18 protein-coding genes and 1 pseudogene are annotated in these 15,692 nt (G+C 72.2%); 11 read left to right on the top strand and 8 right to left on the bottom strand.

Annotation, left to right across the window (positions count from 1 at the left end; genetic code table 11):
• The 3 genes and pseudogenes from C5H89_RS00775 to C5H89_RS00765 all read left to right on the top strand — a co-directional run.
• Positions 1–214 (top strand): annotated as a pseudogene (locus tag C5H89_RS00775) (hypothetical protein); the annotation flags it as partial.
• Positions 211–1,359, top strand: coding sequence for a hypothetical protein (locus C5H89_RS00770; RefSeq protein ID WP_104105206.1), 1,149 nt, complete (start codon positions 211–213; stop codon positions 1,357–1,359). The pseudogene C5H89_RS00775 and the gene C5H89_RS00770, both read left to right, overlap by 4 nt.
• Complete coding sequence (locus C5H89_RS00765; RefSeq protein ID WP_240181625.1) at positions 1,356–2,630, top strand: hypothetical protein; 1,275 nt, start codon at positions 1,356–1,358, stop codon at positions 2,628–2,630. The genes C5H89_RS00770 and C5H89_RS00765 overlap by 4 nt, the downstream gene beginning before the upstream one ends.
• Here the strand turns inward: C5H89_RS00765 and C5H89_RS00760 are convergent.
• Complete coding sequence (locus C5H89_RS00760; RefSeq protein ID WP_104105205.1) at positions 2,591–3,271, bottom strand: EcsC family protein; 681 nt, start codon at positions 3,269–3,271, stop codon at positions 2,591–2,593. The two genes, C5H89_RS00765 and C5H89_RS00760, sit on opposite strands and share 40 nt — an antisense overlap.
• 46 nt (positions 3,272–3,317) lie before the next feature.
• Between C5H89_RS00760 and aat the strand changes: the two genes are divergently transcribed.
• A complete protein-coding gene (gene aat / locus C5H89_RS00755) occupies positions 3,318–4,037 on the top strand; it encodes a leucyl/phenylalanyl-tRNA--protein transferase (RefSeq protein ID WP_104105204.1) in 720 nt (239 codons plus the stop codon).
• Positions 4,038–4,101: 64 nt separating this feature from the next.
• Positions 4,102–4,548 carry a hypothetical protein gene (locus C5H89_RS00750; RefSeq protein WP_162799132.1) on the top strand — a complete coding sequence of 149 codons (447 nt, stop codon included), beginning with the start codon at positions 4,102–4,104 and terminating at the stop codon, positions 4,546–4,548.
• Between the two features lie 4 nt (positions 4,549–4,552).
• On the opposite strand, the gene C5H89_RS00745 is transcribed toward C5H89_RS00750, so the two are convergent.
• The gene (locus C5H89_RS00745) at positions 4,553–5,434 is read right to left on the bottom strand and encodes a DNA-formamidopyrimidine glycosylase family protein (RefSeq protein ID WP_104105202.1); all 882 of its coding nucleotides are present in this window, start codon (positions 5,432–5,434) and stop codon (positions 4,553–4,555) included.
• A gap of 109 nt (positions 5,435–5,543) precedes the next feature.
• On the opposite strand from C5H89_RS00745, the gene C5H89_RS00740 reads away from it, so the two are divergent.
• The 3 genes from C5H89_RS00740 (at position 5,544) to C5H89_RS00730 (ending at position 8,276) form a co-directional block, all read left to right on the top strand.
• Positions 5,544–6,788, top strand: coding sequence for an ATP-binding protein (locus C5H89_RS00740; RefSeq protein WP_104105201.1), 1,245 nt, complete (start codon positions 5,544–5,546; stop codon positions 6,786–6,788).
• Positions 6,789–6,890: 102 nt separating this feature from the next.
• Entirely contained in the window at positions 6,891–7,781 is an 891-nt protein-coding gene (locus C5H89_RS00735; protein ID WP_162799131.1) for a hypothetical protein, read from the top strand.
• A gap of 57 nt (positions 7,782–7,838) precedes the next feature.
• Positions 7,839–8,276, top strand: a complete 438-nt coding sequence (locus C5H89_RS00730) for a hypothetical protein (RefSeq protein ID WP_104105199.1) — start codon at positions 7,839–7,841, stop codon at positions 8,274–8,276.
• Between the two features lie 18 nt (positions 8,277–8,294).
• Here C5H89_RS00730 and C5H89_RS00725 read toward each other — a convergent pair whose 3' ends face one another.
• From C5H89_RS00725 to C5H89_RS00715, 3 genes are all read right to left on the bottom strand, one after another.
• Complete coding sequence (locus tag C5H89_RS00725; protein WP_162799130.1) at positions 8,295–9,128, bottom strand: anti-sigma factor; 834 nt, start codon at positions 9,126–9,128, stop codon at positions 8,295–8,297.
• The gene (locus C5H89_RS00720; protein WP_205304787.1) at positions 9,115–9,690 is read right to left on the bottom strand and encodes a sigma-70 family RNA polymerase sigma factor; all 576 of its coding nucleotides are present in this window, start codon (positions 9,688–9,690) and stop codon (positions 9,115–9,117) included. The genes C5H89_RS00725 and C5H89_RS00720 overlap by 14 nt, the downstream gene beginning before the upstream one ends.
• Before the next feature lie 168 nt (positions 9,691–9,858).
• Positions 9,859–10,518: a fasciclin domain-containing protein gene (locus C5H89_RS00715; RefSeq protein ID WP_104105197.1), complete on the bottom strand. Its 660-nt coding sequence runs from the start codon at positions 10,516–10,518 to the stop codon at positions 9,859–9,861.
• A gap of 120 nt (positions 10,519–10,638) precedes the next feature.
• On the opposite strand from C5H89_RS00715, the gene C5H89_RS00710 reads away from it, so the two are divergent.
• The 3 genes from C5H89_RS00710 (at position 10,639) to C5H89_RS00700 (ending at position 12,970) form a co-directional block, all read left to right on the top strand.
• Complete coding sequence (locus C5H89_RS00710; RefSeq protein WP_104105210.1) at positions 10,639–11,442, top strand: glycerophosphodiester phosphodiesterase family protein; 804 nt, start codon at positions 10,639–10,641, stop codon at positions 11,440–11,442.
• Positions 11,443–11,452: 10 nt separating this feature from the next.
• A complete protein-coding gene (locus C5H89_RS00705; RefSeq protein ID WP_104105196.1) occupies positions 11,453–12,397 on the top strand; it encodes a DUF5926 family protein in 945 nt (314 codons plus the stop codon).
• Positions 12,398–12,634: 237 nt separating this feature from the next.
• On the top strand, positions 12,635–12,970 hold the full coding sequence (locus C5H89_RS00700; RefSeq protein ID WP_104105195.1) for a YnfA family protein: 336 nt from the start codon (positions 12,635–12,637) through the stop codon (positions 12,968–12,970).
• On the opposite strand, the gene C5H89_RS00695 is transcribed toward C5H89_RS00700, so the two are convergent.
• Genes C5H89_RS00695 through C5H89_RS00685 form a run of 3 tightly spaced genes read right to left on the bottom strand, consistent with a single transcriptional unit; the run spans position 12,971 to position 15,584 of the window.
• Complete coding sequence (locus C5H89_RS00695) at positions 12,971–14,206, bottom strand: arginine deiminase (RefSeq protein WP_104105194.1); 1,236 nt, start codon at positions 14,204–14,206, stop codon at positions 12,971–12,973.
• Positions 14,207–14,215: 9 nt separating this feature from the next.
• On the bottom strand, positions 14,216–14,971 hold the full coding sequence (locus C5H89_RS00690) for a GNAT family protein (RefSeq protein WP_104105193.1): 756 nt from the start codon (positions 14,969–14,971) through the stop codon (positions 14,216–14,218).
• Between the two features lie 4 nt (positions 14,972–14,975).
• Entirely contained in the window at positions 14,976–15,584 is a 609-nt protein-coding gene (locus C5H89_RS00685; protein WP_104105192.1) for a TMEM165/GDT1 family protein, read from the bottom strand.
• Positions 15,585–15,692 lie beyond the last annotated feature (108 nt).

Here is a 15,692-nt window from a genome sequence, read left to right as displayed (position 1 = left end):
CGTGAACGTGGTCGGCGACGTCGCCGACCTGCGCCCCCGGCGCCCGGCTCCGGACACGCCCTGGACCGACCCGGACAAGGTGCGGGCCCGTCCCCAGCTCTCCGCGGCGATGGACGCGCTCGCCGCGATGACCCGCGAGGCGGCCTCCCGCGCCGAGCCCGGCGGCCTGACCCGCGTGGTCCGCGACAGGGCCCAGCAGCTCCGCAGCCGATGAGCAGCCTCGGCGCCGACAGCGCTCCGCAGGACCCCTGGGCCGGAGCGGTGACCGGTCTCGACCGGGCCTGGGGCTGGGTGCGGCAACTGCTGGACGGCGGCAGCACCGAGTGGGCGCAGTGGACCCGGCCCGGGGCCCCGCTGGGTCGGGTGGTGCCCGGCGCCCAGCAGCTGGAGCTGCTGCGCCGCCTCAACGAGACCAGCGCCGGCCACACCCCCGGTGATACCCCCGGCCACACCGTGCCGGCCACCCTGGCCCGCCGGGTGCTGGAGGCCAGCGCGCCGGGCCGCGGCCGACCCGACCTCGAGCTCGTCGGCGCCGCCCGCGACTCCCGCTTCGGAGCGCGACCGGTGGACCCCTCGGCGCTGGACGACGAGGAGCTGCTCCGCGTCGCCGGCTACCTGCTGGCCCAGGACCTGGTCGCCCTCGGCCCGGTGCCGCGGCGGCCCGACGCGCTGCCCCGGCCCTGGCGGCGCCGCTACCGGCTGGTCGGCGACCCCCTGCTCAGCGACCCCCTGCGCCGCGAGCTGGTGGCCCGGGGCCGCGGTCCCCGGCCCGGCGGACTGATCGTCATCGTCGGCACCGACCTGGACCGGATGCTCGCCGACGCCTGGACCGCCCGCTGCTTCGACCACGCGATCGGGTCGTGGCCGGAGTGGGTGGAGACCTGGCACCAGCGCGGCCAGGTCCCGCCGCGGGTCGACCTGCCGCGGATCGCCCGGACCTGGACCGAACGCCGCGGACCCGGCCCCGTGCACGTGGTGACCGACCCCGCGCTGCTGCCGCCCCTGCTCGGCGTACGACGGCTCCAGGTGCCGCCGCGACCCGGCCTGGCCGCCGCCGAGCTGGCTCGCCGGCTGGCCGCGGTGCTCGGGCTGATGGTCACCCCAGCCAGGCGCACCGAGCTGCTGGTCGACGGCCTGCTGCCGCGACTGCCGCAGTGGACCCTGGACGCGGGCCTGCCCGCGGTCCCCGACGAGCACCGCGACTGGGTGGAGCGCCGCGCCCGTCGGATGGCGCGGCAGCTGGCGCGCGCCGGCCACCCGGGGCTCGCCGGGGGACCCGTCACGGGGCCGGGTGTCGGAGACGGCGTACTCTCCCTGGCGATGCAGATGCTGCTGGGCGGCTGGAAGGAACAGCGGTGACAGGCTCGACCGGGGCGGGCCCGACAGGTCCGGGTGCGCGCAAGCGGATCCTGGTGCACGTCGGAACCCCCAAGACCGGCACCTCGCACCTGCAGGACGTGCTGTTCCGCAACCGGCAGCGGCTGGCCGAGCACCACATCTCCTACCCGGCGGACCGGTTCGACGCCCACTTCCTGGCGGCGCTGGACCTGATGAAGCTCAACTGGGGCGGCCTCGAGCTCGAGGCCGTGGGCGCCTGGGACCGGCTCGCGGAGCAGGTGCGCGCCTGGCCGGGCACCTCGATCATCAGCCACGAGATCCTGGCCACCGCCTCCCGGATGCAGGTCGACCGGGCGCTCACCTCGCTGACCGGCGCCGGGCCCGACGGCCTCGCGGGCAGCGACGTCGAGGTGCACCTGGTGCTCTCGGTCCGCGACCTGGTGCGGCAGATCCCCGCCGAGTGGCAGGAGAACGTCAAGCACCGCAGCGTGATCAGCTACGAGAAGTTCCTCCAGCAGATCAGCGACCCGGAGCGCGACAGCCGGATCGGCACCTGGTTCTGGGGGGTGCAGGAGATCCCCGACATCATCAACCGGTGGGGCGCCGACATCCCGCCCGAGCGCATCCACCTGGTCACGGTGCCGGCGCCGGGTGCCCCCCGGGACGAGCTGTGGCAGCGGTTCAGCCGTGCCTTCGGCCTGGAGGGGCTCGACCTGGACCTGACCGCGGAGCGGGCCAACCCGTCGCTGGGGGTGCCTGAGACGGCCCTGGTGCGTCGGATCAACCGGCGCGTGGTGAAGGAGGTCGAGCCGGCGGACTACCGTCCGCTGGTCCGCGAGCTGCTGGCCCACCAGACGCTCTCGCAGCGCCGGCGCTCCGAGCGGCTCCGCCTGCCGCCGACGCTGCACGCCTGGGCCCAGGAGGTCTCCGCGACCTGGATCACCGAGATCGAGGACCGGGGGTACGACGTGGTGGGCGACCTCGCCGACCTGGTCGGCGCGCCCGCCTCAGGCAGCTGGTCGGACCCGGACCGGCCGGTGGAGGCCGAGGTGGCCGACGCCGCGGTCGACGCCATCGGCGCCCTGCTGCTGGAGGCCTCGCGGCTGCGCGCCTCCGAGGCGCACCTGGCCTCCGAGCTCGACCGGACGCGCGCCGCGCTGGAGCGCTCCTACCTGCGACCGACGTACCGGCTGCGGGAGAAGCTGGTGCACGGCCTGGAGCACACCGGCGTGGGTCGGGCGGCGCTGACGATCTACCGCCGGTTGCGCGGCAGGAGCTCGCGGTCGGCGTAGCGCCCCGCCCGCCAGGTGGAGTAACCGTCGGCGCCGGCACCCACCACGCCGCCGACGACGGGGATCCGGCGTCCGGCCATGGTGGCGAGCCGCTTGCCGGCGACCTTGGAGATCAGGAACGTCGCGACCTCACCGGCCAGCAGGACCGACAGCGTCTCGTCGAGGACCGGGGCGGTGGCCAGCGCCATCGGGGTTCCCGGCAGCTTCTTGTTCTTGATCAGGCCGTTGACCTGGTCCTCGCCCAGCATGGTGGCCAGCACCGCGTTGCGCACCCGCGGGTTGTCCAGGTCGTGGCCCTTGAGGTGGGCGATCCCGGCGATCATCCGGCACTGGATCAGCGCCAGGCCCGTGATGTTGGCCGGGAGGGCCACCGCGAGGGTGATCAGGCCGCCGAGGTTGGTGGCGAACCCCTGGCCACCGGCCAGCCGCACGTTGTTCTCGATCACCTCGTGGATGGCGCGCTCGACGTTGCCCTTCTGCTCCGCCAGCTGCTTCTCCGCGGCCGCGGCGGCGCCCGGCAGCGGGCCGATGCCGTCGACCGCGCGGTTGAACGCCTCCAGCACCGCTCGTGAGGTGACGTTGGGGGCGAGCTGGCCGATCTTGGGGGCGAGCTGGCGCCCGAAGGACGAAGTGAGACCCATGCGGCCAGCCTAAGGGGCGGGTGGGAAGGGGGGATACCGTGACGGAGTGCCTGTGGAACCTCCAGCCTCGTCGTGGGGCTTCGACGACCTGGCTGACCTCGACCCCGCCGACGATCTCGTGGCGATTGGTGCCGACCTGCGGCCCGGTACGCTGCTGGCCGCCTACCGACGAGGGCTGTTCCCCATGCCCTCCGGCGACGCGCAGACCCCGCCGTACTGGTTCTTCCCGGTCCGCCGGGCCGTCCTCCCGCTGGAGGCGATGGTGGTCTCCCGATCGTTGCGGCGCTCCGCGCGCACCATGGAGATCCGGGTGGACACCGCCTTCGACGAAGTGATCGCCGCCTGCGGCGACCCCCGCCGCCCGGACGGCTGGATCGACGAGGGCGTCGTCACGGGCTACACGCAGCTGCACGAGCTCGGCTGGGCGCACTCCGTCGAGGCGTGGCGGGACGGGGAGCTGGTCGGCGGGCTGTACGGCGTCGCGATCGGCGGCCTCTTCGCCGGCGAGTCGATGTTCCACCGGGCCACCGACGCCTCCAAGGTGGCGCTGCTGGGCCTGGTCTCGCTGCTGCGGGACGAGCACGCGGCCTGTCGGCTGCTCGATGTGCAGTGGCGCACCGACCACCTGGCCTCGCTCGGGGTGGTCGAGCTGTCGCGCCGCGAGTACGCCGCCCGGCTCGCCGAGGCGCTCGCGGTGCCGCTGCCCCGCGCCTTCGACGGCGGCGCAGGCCCCCTCCTGGACCGCTCGGCGGGACCAGGAGAGTGAGAACCGTCCCATTTCCGGGGGGTGGCGCTGCGGAGGTCGACCCCGATGGGGCACTCTTTGCTCCATGAGGTATATGGCGGGGGCGGTGGGGCTGCTGCTGGTCGGCGGGCTGGCCCTGGGGTGCGGGGACTCCGAGGACGACACGCCGGAGCCGACGACCAAGGAGCGCCACTGCTCGGCGTACCAGTCGTTCTTCTCCGAGCGCGCCAGTCACGGCTCGGGCGCCTCCGACGCCGAGGTGGTCGCCACCCTGAAGGGCTGGGGTGAGGACCTGGAGGAGATCGGCGCTCCCGAGGACATGACCGAGGACGCCAAGGCGGGCCACGACATCTGGGTCGACCTGATCGGCCAGGTGCGCGACGACGCCAACCAGTCCGAGGTGGTGGCCCTGGAGTCCGGCCTGTCGGGCAAGCAGGTCGCCGAGGTGGAGGAGTTCTTCGCCTACAACGACTCCGAGTGCCTCTCGGCCTCGGCCGGTCCCACGGACCAGCCCAGCGACCCCACGGACTGAGCCCTCACTTCAGCAGCTTGGACATCCGGCGGTCGGCCAACGGCTTGCCGCCGGTCTGGCAGGTCGCGCAGTACTGCAGGCTGGAGTCGGCGAAGCTCACCTCGCGCACCGTGTCGCCGCAGACGGGGCACGGCTGCCCGGTCCGGCCGTGCACCGCGAGGTGCGACTTCTTCTCGCCCTTCAGCTCCGCTGCCGCAAGCCCGCTGCTGCGGGTCACGGCGTCACCGAGCGTGATCCGGATGGCGTCATGCAGCACCATCAGCTCGTCGTCGTCCAGGCTGCTGGCCGGCTTGAAGGGGGACATCCGGGCGGCGTGCAGGATCTCGTCGGAGTAGGCGTTCCCGATCCCTGCGATGGTGCCCTGGTGGCGCATCACGCCCTTGAGCTGGGCGCGCCCCGCGGCGGTGAGGATCTCGCGCAGCCGCTCGGGCGTGAAGTCGTCGGCGAGCGGATCGGGTCCGAGCCGGGCGATGCCCTCGACGTCGGCGGGATCCCGGACGACGTACACCGCCAGGCTCTTCTTGGTGCCCGCCTCGGTGACGTCCAGGCCGGCGGTGTGGCCGGCCTCGTCCTCGTCGAGGTGGATGCGGAGCGCGAGGGGGTTCTTGGCATTGGGCTTGGCCGGCAGCGCGGGCACCTCCGCACGCCACCGGATCCAGCCGGCGCGAGCCAGGTGGATCACCAGGTGCAGGCCGGAGGCCTCGATGTCGAGGAACTTGCCGTGCCGTCCCACTCGCTCCACCAGGGTGCCGTGCAGGGACGTCAGCGGCGGGTCGAAGGTCTTCAGGGCGTTGAACGCCGTGAGGTCGACGCGGGTGATCGGCCGGTCTCGGAGTCGGCGGTCGAGGTCCTGGGCGAGAGCCTCGACCTCGGGCAGCTCGGGCATGTGGCGAGTGTAGGGCGCAGCGGTGCATCCGAGCCGGGATGGAGATCGGACTCTGGAACTCGCTTGCCCAATCTAGGCATCCGACTAGAGAGCCGGATACCTTCTCATCGTGGACCCTATTCGCAACCCCTACGCCCCCGGCGCCGGACAGCGCCCTCCCGAGCTCGCGGGCCGCGACGAGCAGCTCCGGGCCTTCGACGTGGTGCTCGAGCGGGTCGCGGCGGGGCGGCCCGAGCGCTCCCTGGTGCTCACCGGGCTGCGGGGGGTGGGCAAGACCGTGCTGCTCAACGCGCTGCGCTCGGCCGCGGTCCGCAAGCACTGGGGCACCGGCAAGCTCGAGGCCCGGCCCGACCAGGGGCTGCGCCGGCCGCTGTCCAGCGCCCTGCACCAGGCGGTGCGGGAGCTGAGCCACCCCCGCCCCGAGGACGCCGACCATGTGCTGGGCGTGGTCCGGGCCTTCGCCCAGCGCGACGCCGGGGTCAACGCCAAGCTCAAGGACCAGTGGAACCCGGGCATCGACGCCCCGGCGGTCAGGGGTCGGGCGGACTCCGGCGACATCGAGATCGACCTGGTCGAGCTCTTCACCGATCTCGGCGGCCTGGCCGCGGACGTCGGCAAGGGCGTGGCGATCTTCATCGACGAGATGCAGGACCTGGGGCCCGACGACGTCTCCGCCCTGTGCGCGGCGTGCCACGAGATGAGCCAGAGCGGGCTGCCGGTGATCGTGGTCGGGGCAGGGCTGCCCCACCTGCCCGCGGTGCTCTCGGCCAGCAAGTCCTACTCCGAGCGGCTCTTCCGCTACCAGCGGATCGACCGGCTGGCCCGGGAGGCGGCCGACCGCGCGCTGAGCAACCCGGCCGAGGACGAGGACGCGTGCTTCACCGTGGCCGCGCTGGAGCAGATGTACGTCGCGACCGGCGGCTACCCCTACTTCATCCAGGCCTACGGCAAGGCGGTGTGGGACCTGGCGCCCACCTCGCCGATCACCGAGCACGACGTGGCGGTGGCCGCCCCCGAGGCCGAGGCGGAGCTGGCGGTCGGGTTCTTCGGGTCCCGGTACGAGCGGGCCACGCCGGGCGAGCGCGAGTACCTGCGCGCGATGGCGGACTGCGCGGTGGCGATCGCCGAACGGGTGGCGGCCGAGCGCGCCGCGGGTGAGGAGCCGAGCGAGACCCTCGACGACGTGGGCTCGGTGCCGACCGCCGAGGTGGCCGCCGAGCTGGGCAAGAAGCCGCAGTCGCTCTCCCCGGCGCGCGACGCGCTGCTCAAGAAGGGGCTGATCTACTCCGGCGAGCGCGGGCGGATCGCCTTCACGGTGCCGCACTTCGGGCGCTACCTGCGCGAGCACGCCTGATCCGACCGGCACGGTTCATCGGGACAGCCGCACGGAAACCCCTTAGGTTGTGCTCAGCCGGGCTGGGGAACGCCCTCCGGCTCACGGGGGAGGGGGAGCGGAATGAGCGCATCTGAGGAGTCGGCGGTGCCCGTGGACTACACCCCGCTGGGGCGCAGGCCGACCGTCGAGGAGGTCGAGCTCCTGCGCCAGGAGGTGGCCCGCGGCGACCACGGGAAGGACGCCCACACCGCGACCTCCCCGGCCAGGCTGGGCGCGTTCGTCGGCGGCATGGTCGGGGGGTTGCTGGTGTTCGTCAGCGGGGCGGTGATGCTGACCGACCGGTCGGATCTCGGCGTCGGTCTGGCCGCCCTCGGGGTGAGTGCCGGGATCGGCCTGGTGGTCGGGCTGCTCGTCGCCGCGGGCACGTATCGGTCCTGGCGCAACACCGTACGACTGGCCTCGTTCGCCAGGGCCAACGGCTTCGAGTTCCGCGTGTGGGCCAAGGCAGGCCGGCTCCCCGGGCTGCTCCGGTCCGGGTCCCACGCCAGCACGTCGGACCGGGTTTCGTGGGATGCCGGCGGCTCCCCGGCCCAGATGGGCATCTACTCGCGCGCCGGCGGCGGGAGCCGGGCCAACGCGACCACGACTCGCTACCTCGCGGTGCACCTTGGCCTCGACCTTCCCGCGATGACGTTCCTCTCCGGGCGCCGCGGGTCGTTGCGTGGGGTCAGGCGGCGCGGACCGGACGCCTTCGAGGGCCAGCCGCACTCGCTGCGCATGGGCGGCTCGCGCACCGACGAGCGTGCCACCGCCCTCTTCGACGAGTCGGTCGTCGCGCTGCTCACCGACGCCGACATCTCCTGCAACGCCGAGTACGTCGACGGCTGGTTCCTCGTCTACTACCCCCACCGCCGCAGGGACGATGAGACCCTGTGGAGGCACGCGTTCGCGCTGGCGGACGCGGTGGTGGCCGCCCGTCGGGGCCCGCTCTCCGGAGCGGCTGGTCGTTAGGTAAAGGTCCGCGCATTCTGGGTGGGAGCACCGCCCGGCGCGCGTAGCCTCCCGTCCATGCGTACCTCCGACTTGGTCTCCTCCGGGCCCTACTGGCAGATGGCGCAGCCGGTGATGGCCGCTGCGGAGTCGCCGATCCACATGGCCCACCTGCGCTGCGTGCAGGGCACCCAGGACTTCACCGGGACCCTGTTCGTCACCTCCCACCAGGTGATCTGGCGTGCGGTGGACCCGCGCGTCCCCGAGGGGATGGAGTTCGCCCTCGCGCTCACCGACCTCACCGCGGTCGAGCAGCCGAGCAGGGTGGCGGTGTTCCACGCGTTCCGGGTGGTGACCGAGGACGAGGGGCGTCCGGTGGACACCTACTTCTTCCCCCAGAGCCGCACCGACACCGATCGGCTGCTGTGCGACCTGATGTTCGACCAGGTGCTGGCAGCCTGGACCCGGGTCCAGTCGGGGACCCCGGAGCACCTCGGCCTGAGCTTCACGGCCTGAGCAGCTCCCCTTCGGCCCTCAGCCCTCCAGGGTGCCGCGCGCCAGGCTCTCTCCGGAGTGCACCGGGTCGCCGTCGTCGGGCTCGGCGGAGATGTCGACGATGCGGTAGCCCTCGTCCAGCAGCTTCTCGGGGAACTCGAAGTCGCCCGCCTCGCCGCGCGCCAGGAGCCCGAGCGAGACCATCCGGCTGCCGTCGAGGTTGATCAACCAGACCTCGCGGATGCCGTCGGGGTCACCGAGCTCCTGCGCATCGACGTGCAGCACCACGCGGTCGTCGTGCCGACGTACCTGGGCCTGGCCCCGGGCAGCTGCCCGTTCGTCCAGGGAGGCCAGCTCGGCGGTGCCGACCACGGACGCCGCCGGGGGCGTCTCGTCGTCCGAGCCGTTCGCCAGGATCATCCCGCCGCCCAGCCCGACCGTCAGCGTCACCACGGCAGCGGTGGCGGCGAGCCAGGCGGGCACCGAGCGCCGGCGCCGGTCCAGGCTGACCACCTCGCCGGCCGGAGTGCCCGTCGTGCCCGCCGCGCCGGCGGCGTGCCTCGGGGGGTCCTCGGCAGAGGGTGGCTCGGGCGTCGCGGTGAGCAGCTGGGTCCCCGCCGAGCCCTCAGGCATCTCGGTCTCGCGGGCGATCTCGGCGGAGATCGCAGCCCAGACGTGGTCGGGGGGAGCAACCCCGACGTCGTCCGCGGAGGCGCGGACGAGGTCGAAGGTCTCGCGCAGCTGCGCCAGGGAGTCGCGGCAGGCCTGGCAGGTCAGCAGGTGGACCTGCGCCGCCTCGACCTTGGGGGGCGGCAGGTCGTCGGTGTCACCGAGGGCGAGCGCGGCGATGACCTGGTCGTCAACGTGTGGCACCGCGCACCTCCTCCAGGGTCTTCGACAGCTGTTGCAGGCCACGACGTACGTGGCTCTTGACCGTGCCCAGCGGGAGGCCGAGACGCTGGGCGATCTGGTCGTGAGTCAGGTCCTCGTGGAACGCCAGTTTCAGAATCGTACGACGTGGGTCCGGCAGGTCGTTGAGCTTCTGTCCCAGCACCAGCCGCTCGAGGACCTGGTCGTCGGACGACTGGCCGGTGTCGCGGCCAGGGGACTCGGCGGCGGCGACCGCAGCGGCACGTCTGGCGTCCTTCGCCCGTTCGGCGAGCCGGTCGGAGATGCGGTGCCGGGTGATGCCCACGAGCCAGGCCGGGAAGGCGTGGTGGCTCGGGGTCAACGTGTGTCGACCACGCCAGGCCGAGACGAACACCTGCTGGGTGATGTCCTCGGCCTCGTGGTGGTTGCCCAGGGAGCGTGCGGAGATGGAGTGCACCAGGGTGGACCAGCGGCGGAAGATCTCGGCCAGGGCGTCCTGGTCGCCGTCGCGGAGCCGTGCTGAGAGCACGAGCACCGAGGACTCGTTGCCATCGGTGGGGATCACGGCGCCACGCTACAGGCGTCGTGCGGCCTGACGGGTGAGTTGCGGGTCGGGTCGGACCAGGTGGTGGTGGGCCGCGGGGGGACGTCGGCCCACCACCGTCGTCCGCGGAGTCTCAGCGAGTGAGCACTAGCGGACGAGACTGGTCGATCTCACTTCTGTCAGCGGGTGTCAGAGGTTGATCGGACGGAGCACCCGGTCGATGCCGTGGGCGATCTGCTTGTTGCCCTTGTTGATGTCCAGGGCGGCGAGGATCGCCTTCGGGTCCTTGTCGTCACGGTCCTTGTCGACCAGTCGGACGACGGGGCCCTCGTGGTTCTTGCCGATCTTGACCTTGACCTTGCCGCCCTGGGCGGTGCTCAACCGGGCGTTGTTGGACTTCAGCACCTTCTTGCTGTTCAGGGTCGAGCCCGGGACCACGTGGTAGAGCAGCACGGTCTCGATGGTGTCCACGCCGGCGAGGTCGACGAGCGCGGTGAAGAGCTTCTCCTCGTTGCGGATCGTCTTGCCGGTCAGGTCCTTGGCGAGCAGGCGGAAGGCCTGGTCGGTCGGGGCGAAGGCGGTCAGCTTGACGCTGCCGTCGGCGAGCAGCGCGACGGGGGAGTCGGGCTTGGCGGCGACGATGGCCAGCGCAGCCTCGGTGAGGATGTCGAAGTCGGCCTTGTTCTTGTCGAACTTGTTGCCGTCGGAGGTGAGCACCTGGACGAGGCTCTTCTCCTTCGGCGCCTGTGCCTGTGACTGTGCCTGTGACTGGGCCTGCGCCGGAAGGGCGCCGCCGATGACCGTCGCGGACGTGGCCAGGGCCACCAGGCTCATGGTGAGTCGCTTCATGGGTCTTCCTCTCAAGAATGGTCAGCACCTTGGTGTGCTTGTCTCCCTCTTCTCCGTGCGGAGGGGCCGGCTGGATGCACCGGGGAGGAAAAAGATTCGAGGTGGGGCAGACTAGGCGTGGTGAGACCCCAGGTCGTTGCCCACCGGGGCGCCAGTCACGAGCAGGCCGAGCACACGTTGGGCGCCTACACGGCCGCCCTGGACGCGGGTGCCGATGCCCTGGAGTGCGACGTCCGGCTGACCGCGGACGGGCACCTCGTCTGCGTGCACGACCGGGACCTGAAGCGCACCGCGTCCACCCGCGGGATCGTCTCCACGATGAACCTGGCCGATCTCGACGACCTCGACTTCGCCTCCTGGAAGAACCCGTGGGCGGACCTGGACGACGAGGCGCCCGAGGTGGACGCCTCCCTGGGCAAGGTGCTCACCCTGCGCTCCCTGCTGGAGACCGTGCGCGACTACGACCACCGGGTTGAGCTGGCGATCGAGACCAAGCACCCCGTGCGGTACGGCGGCCTGGTGGAGCGGCGGCTCGTGGAGACGCTGGCGGACTTCGGCTGGGCCGGCGCGGACTCGCCGGCGCGGGTGATGAGCTTCTCCTTCAGCGCGCTGCAGCGGGTGGAGCGGCTGGCCCCGGAGCTGGACGTGGTGATGCTGATCGAGAAGGCCCACCACTGGCCGATGCTGCGCCGGGTGATCGGGGAGGACTGGAAGGTCGGGCCCGGTGTCGAGGAGCTGCGCGAGCATCCGGGCCTGGCCCGGCGCCTGGTGGCGAGCAAGCGCGACCTCCACGTGTGGACGGTCAACAACGCCGCCGACCTTGAGTTCTGCCTAGAGCTGGGTGCCAGCGCGGTCATCAGCGACCGTCCGGCGTACATGCTGGAGCTGCTCGGGGGTTCGGAGGACACCGCGACCGGCGTATAGGTTCCACACCATGGCTAAGAAGTCCCGAACCAAGACCCCGTCCGCAGCTCCCCAGGAGGGCGAGGTCGGCCCCCGGCAGCCCTGCCCCTGCGGGTCCGGCAAGCGTTACAAGGCCTGCCACGGCGCGTCCTGGGGTGCGACGACTCCCTACGTGGCCCGTCCCTTCGAGGGCATGCCCAGCGAGTGCGACGTCATCGCGATGCGTGAGCTGGTCCCGGCCGCCACCGCCCCGGTGACGCTGGCGGACTCGGACCGGGTCGTCAGGCTCTGCTCCCTGCTCCCGATGGCTGCCCCCGCGATGGTGCGGGACTCCGGGGAGATCTGGCTGGGCCTGCAGGTGCAGCACAACTACGGCGACCCGGCGCGGGACCTCGGCGCGGTGCTGGAGGCGGCCCTGGTGCAGGCCGACGAGGGCCGCTCGGGCATCGTGGGGCTGCAGACCGACCCCGGGCCGGGCGCGCGGCTGCAGGACCTGATCACCGACGAGTCCCTGGAGATCACCGTCCACGACGGCTTCGGCTACTGGCTCGACGACGTGGCCGAGCGGGATGCGGCGATGGAAGCCGCCCTGGAGCAGGCCAACGGTGCCGCCAACCCCACGGTTCGCCTCGAGGGCGTGACCGCGGCGTACTGGACGAACGTCGGCACCAAGGAGCACCTGCGCTGGGTGATGCCGCACGAGGAGGAGCGGCTGCTCACCGCGCTGGCCCGGCTGCACGCGGCCGGCAAGGACTCGATCGCCGAGGGCTCGCGGCTGGTCGGGATGTTCCGCGCGCACGGTCGGCTGGCGCCGGTCTGGGACCTGCCGATCGGCACCGGCGCCGAGGTGCTGGAGGGTCCGGTGACGCAGTTCGCCGCCGACCTGGAGCAGGCGCTGGAGGACTCCAGCGACCTCACCTCCGAGCAGCGATCCGCGCGTGCCGGACTGGCCAATCGCCAGGTCACCATTCGCTGAGCGAACGCGTGTCCCCGGCGAGGCGGAGATATCACTCACTTTCGGGGGAAACGAGCGCCACGATGTTGTTTGTTCAGCCTCCCCTGGCGTAGGTTGTGACAGCCCGGTCGTTGTTGTATCCCCCGTCAACAACGGCCGGGCTTCTACATTTTCTGCCCCACCTTCACGCGTCCGGCGAGTCGCCCGCGGAAGCCGTCGGGCACCGGGTTCGGCGGGTACATCCGTCATGCTGTGCCCATGAACGTGACGCGCTCGGTGCTCCTCTTCGTGGTCGCCGCGGTGGCCGAGATCGGCGGTGCCTGGCTCATCTGGCAGGCCGTGCGGGAGAACCGCGGCTGGCTGTGGGCCGGTGCCGGCGTGGTGGCGCTCGGCCTCTACGGCTTCGTCGCCACCTTCCAGCCCGAGGCCAGCTTCGGCCGGATCCTGGCGGCGTACGGCGGGGTGTTCGTGGCGGGCTCGCTCGCCTGGGGGATGGCGCTCGACGGCTTCCGCCCCGACCGGTACGACGTCGCCGGCGCGCTGCTGTGCCTGGTCGGCGTGGCGGTCATCATGTATGCCCCCCGGCCCGCCTGACTAGTCGACCGGCAGCGGTGCCCGGGAGATCGGGCAGCTCATGCAGCGCGGCCCGCCGCGACCCGAGCCGAGCTCGGAGCCGGCGATCCGCACGACCTCGATGCCGGCCTCCTCGAGACGGTCGTTGGTCTCGTCGTTGCGCTCGTAGGCGACCGCCACCCGGGGCGCCAGCGCCAACGTGTTGTTGCCGTCGTCCCACTGCTCGCGCTCGGCGGTCACCGGGTCCAGCCCGGTGTCGATCTGGTGCAGCGTGTCGATCTCCATCGCCTTCGCCGCGGCCACCAGGAAAGGCTCCGCCCCGGCGACCAGCAGCCGGCCCGGCTCGCCCTGCGTGACGGCGTACGCCTGCAGCGAGTCGGCGACGGCCGGGTACATCACGATCTTGTCGACGTCCACCATGGTGCACACGGTGTCCAGGTGCATGGTGGCGCGCTCCTGGGCGATCGGCACGGCGAGCACGGTGTGCGCCAGGTCCTCGGAGAAGACGTGGCGGGCGAAGCGCTCCACCCCGGCGGGCGTGGTCCGCTCGCCGACGCCGACGGCGATCACGCCGGGCGCGAGCAGCAGCACGTCACCGCCCTCCACGCTCTCGTGCTGCCAGCCGTGGATGGTGGCCGTGCCCGCGAACCGGGGGTGGCGGGTGTAGATCAGCTCGGTCAGCTGGGTCTCGCGCCGTCGGGCCGGCATGGCGAGCGAGGTGATCGCCACCCGGTCCCGGATCCACACCGAGGAGTCGCGGGTGAAGAGCAGGTTGGGCAGCGGGTCGATGAGGAAGTCGTCGCTGGCCAGCAGCGAGGTCACCAGGCCGAACCCGCCGCGCACCTCGTCGTTGCGCACTCCGGCGGTCAGGAAGAGCGCCAGCTCGTCGGGGGAGTGGTCGTGCAAGGCCCTGCGGAGGTACGTCGCCATCGTGTCGCCCAGGTGCAGGGTGTTGGTGACGCCCTCGATCGCCTGCGCGCGGGCGTCGGCGTCGGCCAGGGTCTCCACCAGCAGGTCGGTCAGGTAGAGCACCTCGACGTCCCGGTCCCGCAGCGCCTGCGCGAAGGCGTCGTGCTCCTCCTGTGCCCGGCTGACCCAGGGGATGCCGTCGAAGAGCAGCTTGTCGTTGTTGCGGGGGGTGAGCCGCTTCAGCTCGGGGCCGGGACGGTGCAGCATCACCGTCTGCAGGGTGCCGACCTCGGTGTCGGCCCCGTGCCCGTTGGCCGGACCGGGGTGGGGCGTGCCTGTCGAAGCCATGGCGAGACTCTAGACGGCCCCGCCCGCGAAGAACTCCTCGGCGAGCAGGGCGTAGCGCAGCGTGTCGGTCCACCGGCCCTTGGACCAGTAGTCCTGGCGGAAGTAGCCCTCGCGGCGCATGCCCAGCCGCTCGCACAGCGCGGCGGAGCGTTCGTTGCGCGCGTCGAGCTCCGCGGTGAGGCGCATGAAGCCGTAGTGCCCGAAGCCGAGCTGGAGCATCGCGCGGGCCGCCTCGGTGGCCAGCCCCTGGCCGGCCACGTCCGGGTGGACCACCCAGCCCAGCTCGGCCTGGGCGTACTCGGGCGCCTTGAACATCAGCACCACGTCGCCCACCACCCGGCCCGCCAGCTCCATCGCCAGTCCCAGCCCCTGGGGCGGCTCCGGGTCGTCGCCGTCCATCCCCAGTCGGCGCCGGATCTCGACCGCCGTCTTGTCCCGGGACATCGGCTCGCTGAGCAGGAGCTCGGAGACGTCCGCGCGGCCGTAGTAGGAGTGCAGGTCGTCGACGTCGTCCAGCTGCACCCGGCGCAGCACCAGTCGCTCGGTGCGGAGCGGCAGCTCGGGTGGCAGCGGCAGCAGCAGCCGGTCCCTGGCCTCCGTCACCCAGCTCGGCGGATCGAGGAGCTTGGCCGCGGCCTCCCCCAGCAGTCCCCGGGCCACGTTGTCGCGGCGATCGGCCTCCAGCCGCAGCGCGCCCTGGTGCGCCTGGTCGAGGAGCCGCTCACGCAGCAGCGCGCGCACGACCAGCTCCTGCTGCTCGGTCATGGCCTCAGCCTGCCACCAGCTCGTAGACCGAGACCAGCGCCAGCACCAGGCAGACGGTGGCGCCGGCGTAGTGCAGCACCGAGAGCCTGACCTTGCTCAGCAGCACCCGGCCCACGATGACCGCGAGCCCGGAGACGGCCAGGAGGGCGCCCCAGGCGCCGAGGAAGACCGAGAGCGGGTCCTCGTACTTGGCGACCAGCGAGAGGGTGAGCAGCTGGGAGAGGTCACCCCACTCGGCTGCGAACAGCACGATGAACGAGGTGGCGACGACCTTGAACCCGTGCACCTCGCCGCGTGCGGCGGCCTTGTCCGCGAACTCCTGCTCGGCACCGGATGACTCGGCGTGGCTGCGCGCCTCGCGGAACAGCAGCAGGGCGCCGAGCAGGAACAGCACCGCGGCGGCGGCGCGGACCACGTCGGTGGGCAGGAACGACGCCGCGGATCCCAGCGCCACGGCGATGCCGGTCTGCACCGCGAAGGCCAGACCCACGCCGATCCACACCAGGAGCGGACGGAACTTGGTGCTCATGACCAGCGTCGCGATGAAGGTCTTGTCCGGGAGCTCCACCACGAAGATCGCGGCGAAGGTCAGGACGACCACGAGCGGGTCCATGACGGTGCTCCTCAGGTGCTGTTCGTGGCGACCGAGCGGTCGCCTCAGTGTGGGCAACCTACTCTGGTGCTGAGTCCGCCAGGACCCAGCCCGCTCTCCAGGAGGTAG

Origin of the sequence: Nocardioides sp. 616 (genome assembly GCF_002930065.1) — a bacterium.
GTDB classification, from domain to species: Bacteria; Actinomycetota; Actinomycetes; order Propionibacteriales; family Nocardioidaceae; genus Nocardioides; species Nocardioides houyundeii.
Note: the sequence above shows the minus strand (reverse complement) of the source record. Positions and strands in the feature narration are given on the sequence as shown.